The 17,999-nt window shown below is 71.9% G+C and carries 21 protein-coding genes; 15 read left to right on the plus strand and 6 right to left on the minus strand.

Going from position 1 to position 17,999, the window contains the following annotated elements; all coding sequences use genetic code 11:
• The first annotated feature begins 19 nt into the window (after positions 1-19).
• Genes KFLA_RS30995 through KFLA_RS31005 form a run of 3 tightly spaced genes read left to right on the plus strand, consistent with a single transcriptional unit; the run spans position 20 to position 2,921 of the window.
• Entirely contained in the window at positions 20-1,048 is a 1,029-nt protein-coding gene (locus KFLA_RS30995) for an efflux RND transporter periplasmic adaptor subunit (RefSeq protein WP_012923795.1), read from the plus strand.
• Positions 1,045-1,707 (plus strand): ABC transporter ATP-binding protein, encoded by a 663-nt coding sequence (locus KFLA_RS31000; protein ID WP_012923796.1) that lies wholly within the window; start codon positions 1,045-1,047, stop codon positions 1,705-1,707. The genes KFLA_RS30995 and KFLA_RS31000 overlap by 4 nt, the downstream gene beginning before the upstream one ends.
• Entirely contained in the window at positions 1,707-2,921 is a 1,215-nt protein-coding gene (locus KFLA_RS31005; RefSeq protein WP_012923797.1) for an ABC transporter permease, read from the plus strand. Before KFLA_RS31000 ends, KFLA_RS31005 begins: the two co-directional genes overlap by 1 nt.
• A gap of 20 nt (positions 2,922-2,941) precedes the next feature.
• On the opposite strand, the gene KFLA_RS31010 is transcribed toward KFLA_RS31005, so the two are convergent.
• A complete protein-coding gene (locus KFLA_RS31010) occupies positions 2,942-3,892 on the minus strand; it encodes a complex I subunit 1/NuoH family protein (protein ID WP_012923798.1) in 951 nt (316 codons plus the stop codon).
• Between the two features lie 80 nt (positions 3,893-3,972).
• Here KFLA_RS31010 and KFLA_RS31015 point away from each other — a divergent pair, with 80 nt between their 5' ends.
• Genes KFLA_RS31015 through KFLA_RS31025 form a run of 3 tightly spaced genes read left to right on the plus strand, consistent with a single transcriptional unit; the run spans position 3,973 to position 5,495 of the window.
• On the plus strand, positions 3,973-4,836 hold the full coding sequence (locus tag KFLA_RS31015; RefSeq protein ID WP_012923799.1) for an SDR family oxidoreductase: 864 nt from the start codon (positions 3,973-3,975) through the stop codon (positions 4,834-4,836).
• A 27-nt stretch (positions 4,837-4,863) separates the two neighbouring features.
• The gene (vapB, locus tag KFLA_RS31020; RefSeq protein WP_012923800.1) at positions 4,864-5,085 is read left to right on the plus strand and encodes a type II toxin-antitoxin system VapB family antitoxin; all 222 of its coding nucleotides are present in this window, start codon (positions 4,864-4,866) and stop codon (positions 5,083-5,085) included.
• Entirely contained in the window at positions 5,082-5,495 is a 414-nt protein-coding gene (locus KFLA_RS31025) for a PIN domain nuclease (protein WP_012923801.1), read from the plus strand. Before vapB ends, KFLA_RS31025 begins: the two co-directional genes overlap by 4 nt.
• Here the strand turns inward: KFLA_RS31025 and KFLA_RS31030 are convergent.
• Together KFLA_RS31030 and KFLA_RS31035 are read right to left on the minus strand one after the other, a co-directional pair.
• Complete coding sequence (locus tag KFLA_RS31030; RefSeq protein ID WP_012923802.1) at positions 5,486-6,274, minus strand: NADH-quinone oxidoreductase subunit C; 789 nt, start codon at positions 6,272-6,274, stop codon at positions 5,486-5,488. The two genes, KFLA_RS31025 and KFLA_RS31030, sit on opposite strands and share 10 nt — an antisense overlap.
• Positions 6,271-6,834: an NADH-quinone oxidoreductase subunit B gene (locus KFLA_RS31035; RefSeq protein ID WP_041289557.1), complete on the minus strand. Its 564-nt coding sequence runs from the start codon at positions 6,832-6,834 to the stop codon at positions 6,271-6,273. Before KFLA_RS31035 ends, KFLA_RS31030 begins: the two co-directional genes overlap by 4 nt.
• A gap of 246 nt (positions 6,835-7,080) precedes the next feature.
• Here KFLA_RS31035 and KFLA_RS31040 point away from each other — a divergent pair, with 246 nt between their 5' ends.
• The 9 genes from KFLA_RS31040 (at position 7,081) to KFLA_RS39490 (ending at position 15,792) form a co-directional block, all read left to right on the plus strand.
• Entirely contained in the window at positions 7,081-8,571 is a 1,491-nt protein-coding gene (locus tag KFLA_RS31040) for a purine-cytosine permease family protein (protein ID WP_012923804.1), read from the plus strand.
• 1 nt (position 8,572) lies between these two features.
• On the plus strand, positions 8,573-9,115 hold the full coding sequence (locus tag KFLA_RS31045) for a cysteine hydrolase family protein (RefSeq protein WP_012923805.1): 543 nt from the start codon (positions 8,573-8,575) through the stop codon (positions 9,113-9,115).
• Positions 9,115-9,843, plus strand: coding sequence for a GntR family transcriptional regulator (locus KFLA_RS31050; RefSeq protein ID WP_012923806.1), 729 nt, complete (start codon positions 9,115-9,117; stop codon positions 9,841-9,843). Before KFLA_RS31045 ends, KFLA_RS31050 begins: the two co-directional genes overlap by 1 nt.
• Positions 9,840-10,904 (plus strand): ADP-ribosylglycohydrolase family protein, encoded by a 1,065-nt coding sequence (locus tag KFLA_RS31055; protein ID WP_012923807.1) that lies wholly within the window; start codon positions 9,840-9,842, stop codon positions 10,902-10,904. Before KFLA_RS31050 ends, KFLA_RS31055 begins: the two co-directional genes overlap by 4 nt.
• Positions 10,901-11,827 carry a PfkB family carbohydrate kinase gene (locus KFLA_RS31060; protein WP_012923808.1) on the plus strand — a complete coding sequence of 309 codons (927 nt, stop codon included), beginning with the start codon at positions 10,901-10,903 and terminating at the stop codon, positions 11,825-11,827. Before KFLA_RS31055 ends, KFLA_RS31060 begins: the two co-directional genes overlap by 4 nt.
• Positions 11,828-11,892: 65 nt before the next feature.
• Complete coding sequence (locus KFLA_RS38025) at positions 11,893-12,057, plus strand: hypothetical protein (RefSeq protein ID WP_012923809.1); 165 nt, start codon at positions 11,893-11,895, stop codon at positions 12,055-12,057.
• Between the two features lie 230 nt (positions 12,058-12,287).
• On the plus strand, positions 12,288-12,419 hold the full coding sequence (locus tag KFLA_RS39485) for a hypothetical protein (RefSeq protein ID WP_012923810.1): 132 nt from the start codon (positions 12,288-12,290) through the stop codon (positions 12,417-12,419).
• A 14-nt stretch (positions 12,420-12,433) separates the two neighbouring features.
• Complete coding sequence (locus tag KFLA_RS38030) at positions 12,434-12,604, plus strand: hypothetical protein (RefSeq protein WP_012923811.1); 171 nt, start codon at positions 12,434-12,436, stop codon at positions 12,602-12,604.
• 272 nt (positions 12,605-12,876) lie between these two features.
• Positions 12,877-15,792 carry a helix-turn-helix transcriptional regulator gene (locus KFLA_RS39490; protein WP_012923812.1) on the plus strand — a complete coding sequence of 972 codons (2,916 nt, stop codon included), beginning with the start codon at positions 12,877-12,879 and terminating at the stop codon, positions 15,790-15,792.
• Between the two features lie 62 nt (positions 15,793-15,854).
• On the opposite strand, the gene KFLA_RS31075 is transcribed toward KFLA_RS39490, so the two are convergent.
• The 3 genes from KFLA_RS31075 to KFLA_RS31085 all read right to left on the minus strand — a co-directional run bounded on the left by KFLA_RS31075 (position 15,855) and on the right by KFLA_RS31085 (position 17,994).
• Positions 15,855-16,103 (minus strand): hypothetical protein, encoded by a 249-nt coding sequence (locus tag KFLA_RS31075; RefSeq protein ID WP_041289559.1) that lies wholly within the window; start codon positions 16,101-16,103, stop codon positions 15,855-15,857.
• 275 nt (positions 16,104-16,378) lie between these two features.
• Entirely contained in the window at positions 16,379-17,398 is a 1,020-nt protein-coding gene (locus KFLA_RS31080; protein ID WP_012923814.1) for a dipeptidase, read from the minus strand.
• Between the two features lie 239 nt (positions 17,399-17,637).
• Positions 17,638-17,994 (minus strand): NADH-quinone oxidoreductase subunit A, encoded by a 357-nt coding sequence (locus tag KFLA_RS31085; protein ID WP_148256781.1) that lies wholly within the window; start codon positions 17,992-17,994, stop codon positions 17,638-17,640.
• Positions 17,995-17,999: the final 5 nt, after the last annotated feature.

The following is a 17,999-nucleotide window of genomic DNA, read 5'->3' on the forward strand; positions in this document are numbered from 1 at the left end:
CAGAACCGCTCTGACCGCCATGGCCCTCCTGGCCGCGGGTGGAGTGCTCACTGCCCTTTTGCTCACCCGTACGGACAACAGCGAGGCGACGGACCAGTCCGGTCCGGCCGCTCTGGTTAACACCGCGAAGGTCACGCAGCAGACGCTGAAGGACACCGAGGACGCCGACGGCGAGCTGGGCTACGGCACCACCAGCAAAGCCTCCAGCCGCAGCCCTGGGACCGTCACCGGACTGCCCGAGAGCGGTCAGCAGTTCCACCGCGGGCAGACGTTGTACTCGATCGACAACAAGCCGACCACGTTGATGTACGGCGCACTGCCGGCGTACCGGCGGCTCACCTCCGGCAGTGAGGGGCCCGACGTGCTCCAGCTCGAGCAGAACCTCCAGGCGCTCGGGTACGACGGGTTCACGGCGGACGACGAGTACACCTTGTACACCGCCGAAGCCGTTGAGCAGTGGCAGGAGGATCGCGGTCTGGCCGAGACCGGCAGCGTCGAGCTGGGACAGGTGCTCTTTGCGGCCGGCGCCGTCCGGGTGGAGAGCGTGCAGGCCCAGGAAGGCGCCCAGATCGGCCCGGGACAGCCGGTGCTCAGCTACAGCGGCACGAAGAAGGCCGTCACCGTCAAGCTCGAGGCGGCCGACCTGCGGCTGGCCAAGAAGGGCGCAGCGGTGGACGTCACCCTGCCCGACGACAGCACGGTCAAGGGCCGGGTGGAGAAGGTGTCGACCCAGGCCGTGCCGGCGTCCGGTCAGGAGGAGGCAACCACCGAGCTCGAGGTCATCGTTGCCATCGACAATCAGAAGGCGCTGGCGAGCTACCCGACCGCCTCCGTCGACGTGAGCTTCACTGCGTCCGAGCGCAAAAACGTGCTGACCGTGCCGGTCGCCGCGCTGCTCGCGCTCAGCGAGGGCGGCTTCGGCGTCGAGGTCAGTGACGACACCGGGACGAAGTACGTGCCGGTGAAGACCGGGCTGTTCGCCGGCGGCCGGGTGGAGATCTCCGGCCCGGGAATCAAGGCCGGCCTCGCGGTGGGGGTGCCGAAGTGATTGAGCTGACCGACGTGACGAAGGTGTACGCCGGTGGGGTGACGGCGCTCGGCGGAGTGTCGCTGCGCATCTGCCAGGGCGAACTGGTCGCCATCGTGGGGCCCTCCGGGTCCGGCAAGTCGACGATGCTGAACGTGCTCGGCACGCTGGACCGGCCGAGTTCGGGCAGCGTCCGGATCGACACCTACGACGTGGCGAAGCTGTCCGACGCCGGCTTGTCGGCGCTGCGGGCGAGCCGGATCGGGTTCGTCTTCCAGCAGTTCCACCTGGCCTCCGGCGTCCGGGCCGTCGACAACGTCGCCGACGGCCTGCTGTACTCCGGCCTGCGGGCGGCGCAGCGGCGCAAACGGGCCGCGGCGGCGCTGGAGCGGGTCGGGCTGGCCCATCGGCTGGACCACGAGCCGCACGAACTGTCCGGCGGTGAACGCCAGCGCGTCGCCGTCGCCCGGGCGGTCGCCGGCGAGCCCGCGGTCCTGCTCGCGGACGAACCCACCGGCGCCCTCGACTCCCGGTCCGGCGCCGGGGTCATGCAGCTGTTCCGGGACCTGAACGCCGCCGGCACCACCGTCGTCGTCATCACCCACGACCGCGACATCGCCGCCTCGCTGCCCCGGCAGATCCACCTGCGCGACGGTCGCATCACCGCCGAGGTGGCCTGATGCCCCGGCGGAGGAACGACGGGCTGAGACCGGCCAAGCTGTGGCCCGGTGACGTGGTCAAGGTGGGGGCGGTCGGGTTGCGGACCCGGCCGATGCGGGCGTTCCTGTCCGCGCTGGGCATCGCGATCGGGATCGCCGCGATGGTGGCGGTGGTCGGCATCTCCTCGTCGTCGCGGGCCGAGCTGGACGCGACGCTCGATGCCCTCGGCACCAACCTGCTGACGGTCCAGCCGGGCACCCGGCTGACCGGCGAGGAGGCCGAGCTGCCGCTGGCGGCCGAGTCGATGGTCGAGCGGATCGGCCCGGTCCAGGCGCAGTCCGCGATCGGCCGGGTCGACGACGCGAACGTCTACCGCAGCGACAAGATCCCGGAGGTGGAGACCAACGGCATCGTGCCGTACGCGGCCCGGACCGACCTGCTGGACACCATCGGCGGCACCGTCCGCAGCGGTCGGTGGCTCGACGCGGCGACCGGCACCTACCCGGCGGCCGTGCTGGGCGCGAGTGCGGCCGAACGCCTCGGGATCAGCCGCGCCGGCCCGGACGTCCAGGTGCTGATCGGCGACGAGTGGTTCACCGTGCTCGGCATCCTGGCCCCGGCCGCGCTGGCGCCCGAGCTGGACGCGGCCGTGCTGATCGGGTGGCCCGCGGCCAGTACGACGCTCGGCTTCGACGGGCACCCGACCAAGATCTACACCCGTTCGGCCGACCGCCAGGTCGAGTCGGTCCGCACCGTGCTGGGGCCGACCGCCAACCCGGAGGCGCCGAACGAGGTCGAGGTGTCGCGCCCGTCCGACGCACTGGCCGCCCAGCAGGCCGCGGGCGAGGCCTTCACCGGTCTGCTGCTGGGACTCGGCGCGGTCGCCCTGCTGGTCGGCGGGGTCGGCGTCGCCAACATCATGGTGATCTCCGTGCTCGAACGCCGCGCGGAGATCGGTCTGCGGCGCTCGCTCGGAGCCACCAGGGGCCAGATCCGGACGCAGTTCCTGACCGAGTCGCTGCTGCTGTCGGCTCTCGGCGGACTCGGCGGAGCCGCCTTGGGCAGTGCGGTGACCGCCGGCTACGCGGCGTACCAGGGCTGGCTGACGGTCATCCCGCTCTGGGCGGTCGCCGGCGGTTTCGGGGCGACGCTGGTGATCGGTGGAGTCGCCGGACTCTATCCGGCGATCCGGGCCTCACGGCTCTCCCCGACCGAGGCGCTGGCCACGCCGTAGGCGGGCCTGGGACCAAGGTCCTAGTGGAAGACGACGACGCCGATGCCGGTGAGTGCGAGCTGGATCAGCGCCACCGGCACCAGGCCCTGCCAGGCCAGCTTCTGCAACTGGTCCGCCCGCAGCCGCGGGAACGCGACCCGGACCCAGATCACCAGGAAGGACACCGCCGCGATCTTCAGCACCGACCAGATCCAGCCGATCGAGTCCGGGCCCGGGCCGCTCCAGCCGCCGAGGAACAGCACGGTGACCAGACCGGCCAGCACCACGATGCCGGCGTACTCGGCGAGCAGGAACAGGGCGAAGCGCAGTCCGGTGTACTCCGTGTAGGGGCCGAAGATGACCTCCGAGTCGGCCACCGGCATGTCGAACGGCGGCCGCTGCAGCTCGGCCAGCCCGGCGATGAAGAAGACCACCAGGGCGGGCAGCTGCCAGAGCAGCCACCACGGGTTCCACTGGTCGACGATGCCGGTCAGGCTCAGCGTCCCGGCCGCGACGGCGACGCTGGCCGCCGACAGCACGAACGGCAGCTCGTAGCTCATCAGCTGGGCGGCGACCCGCAGGCCACCGAGCAGGCTGTACTTGTTGCCACTGGCCCAGCCGGCCATCAGCGAGCCGAGCACTCCGACGCTCATCACCGCGAGCACGAAGAACAGGCCCGAGTCGAGGTGGGCGCCGACCAGTGCCGGCGAGAGCGGGATCGCGGCCATCGCGGCCATGTAGGGCAGGATCGCGACCACCGGCGCCCACTCGAACACCCGCTTGTCCGCCGCGGCCGGGGTGACGCTCTCCTTCTGGACGAACTTCACACCGTCGGCGACCAGCTGCGCCCAGCCGTGAAAGCCCCCGGCGTACATCGGGCCGAGCCGGGACTGCATGTGCGCCATCACCTTGTGCTCGGCCTGGCCGACCACCAGCGGCGCGACCAGGAACGCGACCAGCACGCCGGCGACCCGCAGTACGAACTCGACCATGTGCGCACCCTATCGAGTCCGGCTTGACCTCAACCACCGTTCAGGTCGAAGGCTGGGGGCCATCAAGCGAAGGAGTGGACATGATTCTGGTCACCGGAGCCACCGGGAAGGTGGGACGCAACGTCGTCGCCGGGCTGCTGGCGGCAGGCGCCGAAGTACGGGCACTGGTCCGGCAGCCGATGCCGGCGGGGCTGCCCGACGGCGTGGAACCGGTCGTCGGCGACCTCACCGACCCGGAGGCGGTCCGCAAGGCCGCTGCGGGTACGGAGGCGGCGTTCCTGCTCTGGCCGTCGTACAGCGCTGACGGGGCGGCACCGGTCGTCGCGGCGCTGACCGAGCAGGTGCCGCGGGTTGTGTACCTGTCGGCGATGAACGTGGACGACTCGCAGCCGGCGGAGCTGAACGGAGTCTGGGGCGAGGTCGAGCAGCTGCTGGTGGAGTCCGGCGCCGACTGGACGTTTCTGCGGCCGGGTGGGTTCGCGGCGAACACGCTGGAGTGGGCGGCGGAGATCCGCTCCGGGACCGTGGTCACGATGCCGTCGCCGCGGGCGGGGCGGTCGTTGATCCACGAGCGGGACATCGCCGACGTCGCGGTGCTCGCGTTGCTGGACGAGGCGCACAGCGGCAAGAAGTACGTGCTGACCGGGCCGCGGGTGCTGACGCAGGAGGAGCAGATCGCGGCGATCGGCGCGGCGCTCGGCAAGGAGCTCCGCGTGCAGGAGCAGTCGACCGAGCAGGCGCGGCAGGCGATGTCCGCGGCCGGTGCGGACCCGGCGTTCGTCGACTCGGCGATCCAGTACTGGGAGTCGCTGGTCGAAAACCCGGAACCCGTCGTCACGACGTACACCGAACTCACCGGCCGCCCGGGCCGAACCTACGAAGCGTGGGTCCGCGAGCACCTCGACGCGTTCCGCGTGCGTCGACGGGCACGTGACCTGGGTTGATATCGTGGGATATCAAGGAGGTCCACCATGAGCGATGTGCTGATCCGCGACGTGCCGGACGACGTACTGGCGGTGCTCGACAGCCGCGCGCGTCACCTCGGTCTGTCCAGGAACGAGTACCTTCGACGCCGCCTCAGCCAGGAGGCGAAGAGGTCCGGTGAGACCGTGACGGCCGCGCATCTGCGGCGGTTGTCGCACGCGATCCGGGATCTCGACGATCCCGACGTGATGGACCAGGCCTGGTCGTGACCGAGACGACCTGGCTGATCGACAAGTCCGCGCTCGTTCGGCTCGGCGACGGGCCACAGATCGACCAGTGGGCGAATCGGATCGATCGCGGCCTGGTGCACATCACGCCGGTCACGTTGCTCGAGGTCGGCTTCTCGACCCGGTCGGCCGAGGAGCACCGGATGACGCTGCAGTTCCCGCCCCTCTCGTCGATGCCGGTGGTCAACTCGACCCCGGCGATCGAGAGCCGGGCAGTGGCCGTGCAGGCGTTGCTGGCCGCGACCGGGCAACATCGCGCTCCGTCGGTGCCGGACCTGCTGATCGCGGCGACCGCTGAGCTGGCCGGGCTGACCGTCCTGCACCTCGACGAGGACTTCGAGCTGATCGCCGGTATCACCGGGCAACCGGTCGAACGTCTCTCTCAGGTCTGACGGTCGCCCGGCTCGTCACCTGGCGAAGGTCCGGGCGACGGCGTGCCACTTGCCGCGCTGTCGCCCGCTTCGGGTGCAGGCGCAGTCTGCTTGCGGGCGCGGCGGTCGCCGGGGGCGCGGCGGGGGCGGGCGGGGGTGGAGGCGGCTTGGGCCGGAGCGAGGGGGTCGGGGTCCGGGGAGCCGGGTGGGCGGGGGCCCCAGGTCTCGGGGTCGGGGACGCCGGGCGGGAGGGTACGGCGGCGGGACGGGGCGCCGGCCTTGGCGGCGGGGGCGTGGTCGGACTCGCCGGGTTCCTTCGCGCCCGGCCACGGCTTGGCGACGCGGGAGGCGAGCACGAACTCCTTGCGCAGCGGATGGCCCTCGAACTCGTCGGGCAGCAGCAGCGGGAGCAGGTTCGGGTGGCCGTCGAAGCCGATGCCGAACATCTCGTGGGTCTCGCGCTCGTGCCAGTTCGCCCCGGCGTACACCTCCGACAGCGTCGGCAGCTCGGGATTCGCCCGCGGCACCAGCGTCCGGACCAGCACGTGCTCGACGTGCGCGCCGCCCCAGAAGTCGGCCAGGTGGGTGACCACCCGGAACCCGTCGGTCAGCTCGTCGCTCGCGGACAGGAAGTCGAAGAACGTCATCCCGACCTCGTCGCGCAGCAGCTCGTGCGCCACCACCCACGCCTCGACCGGTACGTCGAGGGTCGGCGGCCCGAAGCTGTCGGTCCGGGTCGCCGCGATCCCGGCGTCGGTCAGCGCGGTCAGCAGGTGGTCCGCGGCCGGCTGGTCGGTCACCGCGGCTCCACCAGCCCGCGGGTCAGCGCCTGCGCGGACGGCTCGTAGCGGCTGGTGACGTTCTCGCCGGCGATCTTCTCCTGCAGCTTGAGAATGCCCTGCAGCAACGCCTCCGGCCGCGGCGGGCAGCCGGGCACGTACACGTCGACCGGGATGATCTGGTCGACGCCCTTGGTCACGCAGTACGAGTCCCAGTACGGGCCGCCGGAGTTCGAGCAGGAGCCGAACGAGATCACGTACTTCGGCTCCGGCATCTGGTCGTACAGCCGCTTGATCGCGGGCGCCATCTTGTCGGTCACGGTGCCCGACACCACCATCAGGTCGGCCTGCCGCGGCCCCGGCGCGAACGGGATCACCCCGAGCCGGATGAAGTCGTGCCGGCCCATCGACGCCGCGATGAACTCGATCGCGCAGCAGGCCAGCCCGAAGTTGAACACCCAGAGCGAGTACTTGCGGCCCCAGTTCAGCAGGTACCGGACCGGCTCGGGCGCGAGCTTGGCCAGCGCACCCACAGCCGGCCGCACCGTCGGCATCGGCAGATGGACCGCATGATCAGCCATGACGTCAGCTTAGGGCCTCCGGCCAGGTCGCAGGCGAGCGTCCAGCACTCACCAAGAGACCCGCCGCCGGACCGTGCACGCTCGCGGTCAGCGAGTTGCCCCCTCCGGACGCCCTTGCTGAGTGGTGCAGGTCCGCTTCCGCGCGGAACGGATCAGCGACGGCACGTTCCTTGACCCGTCCGGGCGCCGGACGTAGCGTCGAGTGGACAGGACTGGACAGGTTCATTCTGGCGGCGGGAGACGGCGATGGCCGAGATGCTGGAGACGGGGGCGCCGGAACCACGGGCGCTGGCGGTGGAGAGCAACGGGCTCAACGTGATCGACGACGCCGAGCGCAGAGGCCGGCCGAGCCAGCTGTTCTGGCCGTGGTTCGGGGCGAACGTCTCGGTGCTGGGCCTGAGCTACGGCGCCTTCGCGCTCGGTTTCGGCATCTCGTTCTGGCAGGCGGTGGTCGCGGGTCTGGTCGGCATCGTCTTCTCGTTCCTGCTCTGCGGCCTGGTCGCGCTGGCCGGCAAGCGCGGGTCGGCGCCGACGATGGTGCTCAGCCGGGCGGCGTTCGGTGTCCGCGGCAACAAACTGCCCTCGCTGGTGTCCTGGCTGCTGACGGTCGGCTGGGAGACCGTGCTGACGATCCTGGCCACCCTCGCCACCGCGACCGTGTTCGAGCGGCTCGGCTGGGGCGGCGGCACGGTCACCAAGGTCGTCGCGCTGGCCGTGGTCGGCAGCCTGATCGTCGCCTGCGGTGTGCTCGGCTTCGACCTGATCATGCGGATGCAGACGATCATCACCGTGGTGACCGGCGTGCTCACCGTCGTCTACATCGCGCTGGTCGCCGACCAGGTCAGCTGGAGCACGGTCTCCGCGCTGCCGGGTGGTTCCGGCCAGCAACTGATCGGTGCACTGATCTTCCTGATGACCGGCTTCGGCCTCGGCTGGGTGAACGCGGCCGCCGACTACTCCCGCTACCTGCCGCGCACGGCGTCCAGCCGCGGCGTCGTCGGCTGGACCACCTTCGGCTCGTCGGTCGCGCCGATCGTGCTGCTGATCTTCGGCCTGCTGCTGGCCGGGTCCTCGACCGACCTGAGCGCGGCGATCGCCGCCGACCCGATCGGCGCGCTCGCCCAGTCGCTGCCGACCTGGTTCCTGGTGCCGTTCGTGATCGTCGCCGTGCTCGGCCTGGTCGGCGGCGCGGTGCTCGACATCTACTCCTCCGGCCTCGCGCTGCTGTCCCTCGGCGTCCCGGTCCCGCGGTACGTCGCGGCGTTCGTCGACGGTCTGGTGATGATCGCCGGCACCGTGTACGTCGTGTTCTTCGGCGACGAGTTCCTGGGCGAGTTCCAGGGCTTTCTGATCACGCTCGGTGTCCCGGTGGCGGCCTGGTGCGGCATCATGCTGGCCGACGTCGCGAGCCGCCGGCGCGACTACGCCGACCCGGAGCTGTTCGACCGTCGCGGCCGGTACGGCGACGTCCGGTGGCTGCCGATCGGCATCATGTTGGTTGCCACCGGCATCGGGTGGGGCCTGGTCACGAACGGCAGCGCCGACTGGCTGACCTGGCAGGGCTACCTGCTGGAGCCGTTGGGCCTCGGCGGCAAGGAAGGCGCCTGGGCGTTCGCCAACCTCGGCGTCCTGGTCGCGCTGGTCGGCAGCTTCCTGGTCCAGCTGCTGGCCGGCCGCCGGACGGTCGAGCGCCAGGAGTCGCAGCCGTCCCGGCCGGCGCGGGCGAAGGTGAGCTGAGGTGGTGCTCGCGCTGATCGACCTGCAGCGGATCTTCGCCGAACCGGACAGCGGCTGGGCGACGCCGGACTTCCAGCGGGTGGTGAAGCCGGCGCAGGACCTGGTCGAGCTGTTCTCCCCGCGAGTGGTCTTCACCCGGTTCGTCGCCCCGGCCGGGGAACCGACCGGTTCCTGGGTCCCGTACTACGAGCAGTGGCCGTTCGCGCTGCAGCCGCCGGACTCGTACGCGTACCAACTGGTCGACGAGTTCCGCGGCGCGCCGACGCTCGACAAACCGACCTTCGGCAAGTGGGGCCAGGAGCTCGCCGAGGCGGCCGGGCCGGAGCGCCGGCTGGTGCTGGCCGGTGTGACCACCGAGTGCTGCGTGCTCACCACGGCCCTCGCGGCGGTGGACGCCGGGGCGCACGTGCAGGTCGTCGAGGACGCCTGCGCCGGGGTCGACGAGCAGGCCCACCGCCAGGCGATCGACATCATGCGGTTGTACGCGCCGATGCTGGAGATCGTCACCGTCGACGAGTTGCGCTCCCGGGGCGCCGGCCGCTGATGTCCCGCGCGCTGCGTGGCATCGCCCTCAAGCACGAGCGGATCGCCGCGATCCTGGCCCGCGAGATCCGCTCGGGCCAGGTCGGCCACGGCAGCCGGCTACCCGGCGAGGTGGAACTGGCCAAACGGTTCGTGGTCAGCCGGAACACCGTGCGCTCGGCGCTCGCCGTCCTCAGCGAGCAGGGGCTGATCACCACCCGGACCGGCAAGGGATCGTTCGTGCTGTTCGACGGCCGGCCGCTGGACGACCACCTCGGCTGGACGCACGCACTGGCCGAGCAGGGAGTCCAGACGCAGGTCCGTGTCCTGCGCCTGGAGCTCACCGAGGACCCCGAACTGGCCGCGCGGGTCGACCTGGACTCGCCGGAGGTGATCGTGGTCGAACGGTTGCGCTCGATCGTCGGCGGCGAGCCGATCTCGATGGAGCGCAGCTGCCTTCCCGCGACCGGCGTACTGCGCGACCTGCCCGAGCGTGGGCTGGACGACGGCTCGATCACCGTCACGCTGGGCCGCGCCGGGCTTCATCTCGACCACTGCGAGCAGCGCCTGCGAGGGCGGCCCTTGGACGACGCCGAGGCGGCACTGCTGGACCGCCCCCGCGGTACGTGGTTCCTGCACAGCCGCCGGATCAGCTGGACCGCCGACGACCGCTTCGCCGAGCAGGTCGACAGCCTGCTCGACCCGCAGCACTTCGAGCTGAGCCTCTCGTACAGCGAGCCCGCCCCGTGACCCCGGGCATTGAGGCGCGGGCGGCGGGGGCGATGTACGGGCTGGCGATCGGCGACGCGCTGGGGATGCCGACCCAGTCGTTGCCCAGGGCGCGCATCGTCGAGCTGTACGGCGAACTGCTCGACGGCCTGCACCCCGCTCCCCCGGACCAGCCACTGGCGGCCGGGATGCCGGCCGGAGCGGTCACCGACGACACCGAGCAGGCGCTGCTGCTCGCCCGGCTCGTTGTCGAGGGCAATGGGACGGTCGACGCGCCCGAGCTGGCCCGCCGGCTGATCGCCTGGGAGGACGACCTGCGAGCCCGCGGCTCGCTCGACTTGCTGGGCCCGTCCACCAAACGCGCTCTCGACGAACTGCTGGCCGGCGGCGACATCACCCGGACCGGCCGCTACGGCACCACCAACGGCGCTGCTATGCGGATCGCTCCGGTCGGCATCGCCACGCCCTCCTCCGACCCAGCTCTGTTGCTGGACCGAGTCGTCACGGCCAGCGCGCCGACCCACAACACCGGCCTCGCCCTGTCCGCCGCCGCCGCGGTAGCCGCAGCCGTCAGCGCCGGAGTCGACGGCGCCACGGTTCCGGAAGCAGTCGCCGCTGCCATCGACGCAGCCAGCCTCGCCGCCTCCCGCGGCTACTGGGTCGCGGGCGCCGACGTGGCCACTCGCATCGCCTGGTCCACCTCCCTGACCGCCCCTCCCTCTCCGACCGCCGGTCCGGCTGCGGCCGCGGCTCCGGATCCGGCTGCGGCGGCAGCTCCGGATCCGGCAGCTGTGGCGGTGTTGGTCCACGACTTGGTCGGCACCAGCCTGGCCAGCCAGGAATCCGTCCCCGCGGCGTTCGCCGTACTGAGCGCGTTCCCCGACGACCCCTGGCTCGTGGTCCGGCTGGCCGCGTCGTTGGGCGGCGACACCGACACCATCGCCGCGATCGCCGGCGCCGTCGCGGGCGCGTGCCACGGGATCGACGCGTTCCCCACCGACGTACGGCGTACGGTCGCCGAGGTCAACGACCTCGACCTGGAGAGCCTGGCCCGCGACCTGCTGGAGGTCCGCCGCGGATGAGGCTGCTGCACCTGGGCAACGTCGTCGTCGACCTCGTCCTCACCGTCGACGCCCTGCCCGTGCGCGGCGGTGACGTGCTCGCGTCCAGTACGACGCACGCGGTCGGCGGCGGCTTCAACGTGATGGCCGCGGCCGCTCGCCTCGGCCTGCCCACCCAGTACTGCGGGGTGCTCGGCACCGGGCCCTTCGCGGACCAGGCCCGGGCGGCACTCCGGGCGGAGGGCATCGAGTCCTCCGGACCGGTCCGCCCCGACCTCGACACCGGCTTCGTCGTCGCGCTCGTGGAACCCTCCGGCGAGCGCACCTTCGTCACCAGCCCAGGCGCGGAAGCCACTCTCACCCCCGACGCGCTCCCGGAGACCACGCCGGACGACCTCGTCTACCTCTCCGGCTACAGCCTGCTCCACCCCACGAACCGCGCCACTGTCGTCCCCTGGCTCGCCCACACCCCCGCCACCGTCTTCTTCGACCCCGGCCCGCTCGTCGCCGACATCCCCCGCGCCGCCCTGAACACCGCCCTCACCCGAACCAACTGGCTCAGCTGCAACCTCCCCGAGGCCCGAGCCCTCGCCACCCACCAGGACCCCCACGACGCCGCCGAAACCCTCCTCCACGACCTGCCCACGGGCGCCGGCGTGCTGGTTCGGTTGGGAGCCGGTGGGTGCTTGGTCGGGGAGCGAGGGCGGCCGGTCCGGCTGGTCGACGGGTTCGCGGTCGAGGCCGTGGATCTCAACGGGGCCGGTGACGCACACGCGGGGGCGTTCCTGGCCGGACTTGCCTACGGCAAAGACGCGCTGGAGGCGGCCTGGTGGGCGAACGCCGCGGCGGCGCTGGCGGTGACTCGGCGGGGTCCGGCGACCGGACCCACTCGGGCGGAGCTGGAGTCGTTTCTAAGGGGTCGGGAGCGGCCGCCTAGGGAGTAGTGCGGATGTGCCGGGACTGCTCAGGCGAGCACAGTCGAGCCATCGACGAACTCCCGGAGGACAGCATGTTGTTCCACACGACCGAATCCGTCCAGGCCGAGATCACCTACCGGCAGGAGCGGCTCAGGCGGGACTTCCAGCGGCCGGGCTGGCTGCGCCGCTCACGGGCGGAGAAGGCGGACAAGCCCGTCGCCAAGCTGCACCTGGTCCCGAGCCGGCACGCGATGTGAGGGCCCGGCCACCCCCTGACCCCTGCGACCCAGCGCGACCGCGGTTCTCCGGAACCCGGTCGCGCTGCCGCGTTCGGGCCTCCCTAGACCGCCGTACGAGGTCCCTAGGCACCGGATAGGGAGCCCACCGGTCAGGGATAGGGAGGAACTCCGATGTGCCGGCCCTCCTCAGCCGCGCAGATTAGGGCCATCGACAACCAGTCGAGGACACACCAGCCAGGAGGCACCAGATGTTCACCACCGAGTCCGTCAAGGCCGAGGTCAGCTACCGCAGGGAGCGCCTCGCCCGGGACTACCGCCGGACCGCCCGGACCACCGGGACCCGCCGGCACCTCGTCCACCTGTTCACCCGGAACGCCTGAGAGGAGGAAACACCATGTCGATCTTCATCTCGCAGCAGTCGATCCAGGCGGAGACCAGCTACCGGCAGGAGCGGATCAAGCGTGACTTCCGGGCCTTCGCCCGCAAGCAGCGCACCGCCCCGGGGCAGCACCACGCCGCTCCGCGGCACGCGCGCCGGTCCCTGCGACCCAACACCGCGGCGTGACCGCCGTGCACGCCGTCCCTGATCCGGTGCTTCCGGTCAGGGACGGCGTTTCCGTTGCCCCGGACGGCGGTTCCGGACCGGCCGTGGGCGGTTCAGGTCCCGTGACCGGCACTTCCGGGCCGGAGGCCGGGGACGGCTCCCCGAACAGCGTTTCCTGGTCCGCGGACCAGCGCCCGGGCGGTCGCCGGACGGGCGGCGATCCGGACGTACTGCTCGCGGCCGGCGGCCGTCGGGCGGGCTGCCGTCGAATTGTGTCGGCTCCAGGGGCGAAGATGGACGACGTGCCCTGGACCTCGACACCTCTCGTCGGCCGCTCGACCGAGATGGCCGCCCTGCTCAGTGCCGTCGACGACGCGAAGACCCGTCGCGCCGGCGCCATCCTGCTGTCCGGTGACGCCGGCGTCGGCAAGACCCGCCTGCTGGACGAGGTGGCCACCGGCGCGCACGAGCGCGGCTTCGGCGTCCTGGTCGGGCACTGCACCGACTTCGGCGAGGCCGGCCTGCCCTACCTGCCGTTCAGCGAGATCTTCGGCCGGCTTGCGGGCGAGCGCCCGGACCTGGTCGACAGCGTGCTCACCAACTTCCCGGCGATCGGCCGGCTGCTGCCCACCCACCGGCTGATCGGCGCCCAGCCGTCGCCCCAGGAGGGCCAGCTCGACCGGGCCGCGCTCTTCGACGCGGTGCTCGGCGCCTTCACCGCGCTGTCCACCAGTGAGCCGCTGGTGGTGATCATCGAGGACGCGCACTGGGCCGACGACTCGACCCGGGACCTGATCGGTTTCCTGCTCACCCGGCTCACCTCGCAGCGCCTCGCGCTGATCGTCTCCTACCGCAGCGACGACCTGCACCGGCGGCACCCGCTGCGTCGCCCGATCGGCGAGTGGTCCCGCAACCCGCGGGTCCGCCGGGTCAGCCTGAACCCGCTGGACGCCGACGAGTCGCGTGCGCTGCTGACCGCGCTGCTCACCGAGCCGCTGCCGGAGGCCGAGGCGCGGCGCATCCTGGAGCGCGCGGGCGGCAACGCGTTCTTCACCGAGGAGCTGGTCGCGGCCGCCTCGATGGGCGACGCGGACGCCGTACCGCCCGACCTGGCCGATCTGCTGCTGGTCCGGCTCGACCCGCTGTCCGACGACGCGCGGCAGGTCGCCCGGGTGATCGCGGTGGCCGGCCGCCGGGTGTCGCACCAGTTGCTCACCGCGGTCGCCGGGCTGCCCGAGCGGGAGCTGGAGACGGCGCTGCGCGAGCTGATCGACGCGCACATCATCGAGCACCCGGGCAACGCGAGCTACTACTTCCGCCACGCCCTGCTCGCCGAGGCCGTGTACGACGACCTGCTGCCGGGCGAGCGGGTCCGCCAGCACGCGGCGTACGCGAAGGCCCTGCAGGACCAGACCGTCGCCGGTACGGCGGCCGAGCTGGCCGGGCACGCCACCCGGTCGCACGACCTGGCCACCGCCTTCGAGGCGCGGGTCCGGGCCGGCCAGGAGGCGATCTCGGTCGCGGCGCCGCAGGAGGCGCTCAAGCACTTCGAGATGGCGCTGGAGCTGCTGCCGAACGCAGCGGCCGACAGCCCGATCGACAAGACCTGGCTGGTTGTGCAGACCGCGACGGCGGCGACCCTGTCGTCGCAGCACCTGCGGGCGGTGAAGCTGCTGCGCAAGTCGCTGGCCGACCTCGGTCCGGACGCGCCGAAGCTGCAGCGTGCCCAGCTGCTGCTCCCGCTGGCCGACATCGCGCTGATCATCGACCACGACAACGAGGCGCACGAGGCGATCTCGCAGGCCTTCCGGCTGATGGCCGACGAACCGGCCGGCGTCTTCAAGGCCCAGGTCGTCGCGCTGTACGCGCGGGTCTCGGACGCGCTCGGCCGGCCGATGGAGGCGGAGCGGTGGGCGCACGAGGCGTTGCAGATCGCCCGCGAGATCGGCCAGGAGTCCGCGGCCGGCGACGCCGGGATCACGCTCGCCCAGCTGCGCAAACGGGCCGGCGACCCGGTGGCCGCCGCGAAGCAGCTCGAGGAGGCCGCGGTTCGGGCCCAGTTGTCCGGCGACGCCGCGGCCGAGGTCCGCAGCCGCTACCTGCTCGGCGCCAACCACTACGATCTCGGCGACCTGGTCAGCGCCAAGACGGCCCTCCAGTACGCCGCGCGGCGGGCCGGCGAGCTGGGCCGGCAGTGGGCGGCGTACGGGTTCGACGCGCGCCGGATGCTGGCGCTGACCCACTTCGCGCTCGGCGAGTGGGACGAGGCGGCGGCGACCGCGCGGCCCGACGCGATGACCCCGGCGGCGGCCGAGGCGGGACTGCGGTCGGTCGGCCTCACGGTGCGCGGCGGCCGCGGCGACACCTCGGTCGCCGAGGACCTGCAGCGGCTGCGCAAGTGGTGGACGCTCGACGTGATGGTGCCGCTGATCGGGCTGCAGCCCGCGGTCGAGGCGTACCGGCAGCTCGGGCAGGTCGCGGAGGCCGAGAAGCTGATCGCGGACGTGACGGCGCTGCTGACCGACGTGTTCCAGAGCGAGTGGTTCATGGCCCGGATCCGGTTCTCGACGCTCGGGCTGCAGCTGCTCTCGCAGCGGGTGGTGAGCGAGCCGACGGCGGCGGCCGAGCTGGTGGCGCGCGGCCAGGACCTGCTCGCCGACGGCCACGCGACCGCGGAGAAGGGCCTGCCGCCGGGCCGGGTGCTGGGCGTCGAGGGAATCGCCTGGCTGGCGCGGCTGGAGGCGGAGTGGGAGCGCCTGCGGTGGCTGGCCGGCATCGACCCGCCGACCGCGGAGGAGCATGTGGCCACCTGGCAGCGGACCGTCGACGCGTTCGGTTTCGGGTACGTGAGCGAGCAGGCCTGGTCGCGGCTGCGGCTGTCGGACGCGCTGCGGGCCGCCGGCCGGGTCGCGGACGCCAACGAGCAGGCCCAGCTGGCGGCCGAGACCGCGCGCGAGCTCGGTGCGAAACCGTTGCTCGAAGAGCTCGGCAGCGCCGCCGAGCCGGCCGGGGCCGCCGCGCTGACCGCCCGGGAAACCGAAGTACTGGCGCTGCTGGCCGAAGGCCGGACCAACCGGCAACTGGCGCGCGAGCTCTACATCAGCGAGAAGACGGTGAGCGTGCACGTTTCCAACATCCTGGCCAAGTTGGGAGTCCGCTCCCGGACCGAGGCCGCCGCCGTGGCCCGCCGCGACGGCCTGCTCGACTGAGGGGCCTGCTCGACTGAGGGCCTTCCTGCGGCGGCGGGCGGGTCAGCCCACGGTGCGGCCGGTCAGTGACCGGTGCGCTGCCTGTGCACCGTGTGCGGGCTGAGCGTCGGTCGCGGATGGCGCCGGCCCCGCCGGCGGGACAGTTCGTCGCCGGGCCGCGGAGCGATCTGCGGCCCGTGCTCAGGCGGGGTGTCGCGCGGCGGATCGGCCTCGTGCACGCGGTGGTCGACCGAGCTGACCAGCCCGTCGAAGACCTGCTGCGCGCGCCGGAACCGCAGTACCAGCAGCATCACCGCTCCGACGACTGCCACCGCAACCAATACCCAGAGTTGCCAAGACATACCTCACCACCCCGTATTCGCCCCGTTCCCCCCAGTAGTCACTGTAACCGCGTCCTGACAAGATGGCGATAGCTCCATCGCAATCCGTGACTTTTCCAGGCGTTGCCGACGACAACAGTTGACCAGCGCAATCACTTGGGGGGCCGGAGCAACAAGCCGGCGGTTGTCACCGTTCGCTACTGTCAGTCACCGCGGAGGGTCCCGGAACAGCAGGAGCTCGTGCCCGCCGTGCTAGGGCTCGACCGTCAGCGCATCGCGCCGAGGACCCGGACGAGGTTGCCGCCCAGGATCTTGCGGATCGTGGTCTCGGGCAGGCCGCGGTCCTGCAGGGCGTCGGTGACCAGCGGCAGGCCGGCCGGACCTTCCAGGCCCGGCACGTAGACGTGCGCGTTCAGGCCCTCGATGATCAGCGGCAGGTCGCAGACCGGGATCTTCTCGGCGAACAGCTCCTGCACGAAGTCGCTGCCGAGTCCGACGTGGTCCTCGCCGGCCACCGCGACCAGGTGCTCGAGATGGTCGGCCAGGTGCCCGAGCTGCGGCTTCTCGTCCTCGGTCAGGAAGCCGGCGAAGAAGTTCGCGCAGACCACGCCGCCGGTCGCCGCGATGCCGCGGAGCTGCTCGTCGGTGAGGTTGCGGTGGTGCCGGCGCAGGGCGTACGCGCTGGAGTGCGAGGCGACGACCGGCCGGGTGGCCAGCTCCAGGATGTGCTCGACGCCGCCACGGCCGACGTGCGAGACGTCGATCAGCACGCCGAGTTGCTCGAGCAACCCGACCGCCTCGACGCCGGCCCGGGTCAGCCGGCTGCCGGCCGCGTCCTCGCCGGACCCGTCGGCGAGCGCACTGCGGCCGAAGTGGGTGAAGGAGATCATCCGGACGCCGAGCCGGTGCAGGGTGTGCAGCAGCTCGAGGTCGTTGTCAATCTGCGGGCAGCCTTCGAGCGCGAGGACCAGCGCGATCTTCCCGGCGGCGACCGCGGTGTCGATCTCCTCGCCGGTCCGGCACAGCGCGACCTCGTCGGCGTTCGCCTCGGCGACCTGGTGCGCCGCCTCGATCATCCGCAGCGTCTCCCGCAGCGCGCCCTCGGGCCGGAACTCTTCGTCGATGAATACCGGCAGCACCTGCACGTCGACGTTGCCGGCCCGCAACTGCGGAACCCAGTGCTCGCGGAAGTAGCTCGCCCACACCTCCTTCGGGCGGCGGGCCACCAGCATCAGCAGGTCGTTGTGCGCGTCGGCCACGATCGCGGCCCGGTGCAACTCGTTCATCCGGCCTCCCCAGCGTAGGTCCCGCCCAGCCGACCACTCAGCCTCGCCGATTGCAATCTACTGATCTGTAGCAAGGGCTAGTCGTACACCGTGAAACCAGCGCAGGTAGCCGTCGTCCAACTCCGACGGCGCCGATGCCCGCCACCCCGGCGGGATGGATCAGCGCGGTGGTCGCCGGGTGGTGGGCGGCGAGCCGGTCCGGGACGCGGGACCAGGGCGTGGTGACGGTCAGGCGGCGCTCAGGTCCAGGTGAGGATCTTCTTGCGCCAGGCGTAGAGCAGGCCGACGGTGACGAAGGCGAGGAAGACGAACATCTCGATCAGCGACGACGTGCCGACGGCGGCGAAGACGGTGGCCCACGGGAACAGGTAGACGGCGTCGACGGCGAAGATCACGTAGAGGTAGGCGAACAGGTAGTACCGGATGTGGATCTGCGCCCAGCCCTCGCCGACCGGGTCGACACCCGACTCGTACGTCGTGAGCTTCTCCGGCGTCGAGTAGGTGATCGTCAGGGCGCGGTTCAGCGCGAAGGCGCCGACCAGGCCGCCGAGACCCAGCACGATGATCGCCGCGACAACTCCGTAGGCCTCCGACACGTGGC

It is taken from the genome of Kribbella flavida DSM 17836 (genome assembly GCF_000024345.1).
In the GTDB taxonomy this organism is placed as follows: domain Bacteria; phylum Actinomycetota; class Actinomycetes; order Propionibacteriales; family Kribbellaceae; genus Kribbella; species Kribbella flavida.

Bases quoted from the DNA above. Each gene is read 5' to 3' on its own strand.
- KFLA_RS30995 (WP_012923795.1), top strand. From the start codon at position 20: ATGGCCCTCCTGGCCGCGGGTGGAGTGCTCACTGCCCTTTTGCTCACC.
- KFLA_RS31040 (WP_012923804.1), top strand. From the start codon at position 7,081: ATGGCCGAGATGCTGGAGACGGGGGCGCCGGAACCACGGGCGCTGGCG.
- KFLA_RS38025 (WP_012923809.1), top strand. From the start codon at position 11,893: ATGTTGTTCCACACGACCGAATCCGTCCAGGCCGAGATCACCTACCGG.
- KFLA_RS31080 (WP_012923814.1), bottom strand. From the start codon at position 17,398: ATGAACGAGTTGCACCGGGCCGCGATCGTGGCCGACGCGCACAACGAC.
- vapB (WP_012923800.1), top strand. From the start codon at position 4,864: ATGAGCGATGTGCTGATCCGCGACGTGCCGGACGACGTACTGGCGGTG.
- KFLA_RS31050 (WP_012923806.1), top strand. From the start codon at position 9,115: ATGTCCCGCGCGCTGCGTGGCATCGCCCTCAAGCACGAGCGGATCGCC.
- KFLA_RS31010 (WP_012923798.1), bottom strand. From the start codon at position 3,892: ATGGTCGAGTTCGTACTGCGGGTCGCCGGCGTGCTGGTCGCGTTCCTG.
- KFLA_RS39485 (WP_012923810.1), top strand. From the start codon at position 12,288: ATGTTCACCACCGAGTCCGTCAAGGCCGAGGTCAGCTACCGCAGGGAG.
- KFLA_RS31060 (WP_012923808.1), top strand. From the start codon at position 10,901: ATGAGGCTGCTGCACCTGGGCAACGTCGTCGTCGACCTCGTCCTCACC.
- KFLA_RS31005 (WP_012923797.1), top strand. From the start codon at position 1,707: ATGCCCCGGCGGAGGAACGACGGGCTGAGACCGGCCAAGCTGTGGCCC.
- KFLA_RS39490 (WP_012923812.1), top strand. From the start codon at position 12,877: ATGGACGACGTGCCCTGGACCTCGACACCTCTCGTCGGCCGCTCGACC.
- KFLA_RS31015 (WP_012923799.1), top strand. From the start codon at position 3,973: ATGATTCTGGTCACCGGAGCCACCGGGAAGGTGGGACGCAACGTCGTC.
- KFLA_RS38030 (WP_012923811.1), top strand. From the start codon at position 12,434: ATGTCGATCTTCATCTCGCAGCAGTCGATCCAGGCGGAGACCAGCTAC.
- KFLA_RS31035 (WP_041289557.1), bottom strand. From the start codon at position 6,834: ATGGCTGATCATGCGGTCCATCTGCCGATGCCGACGGTGCGGCCGGCT.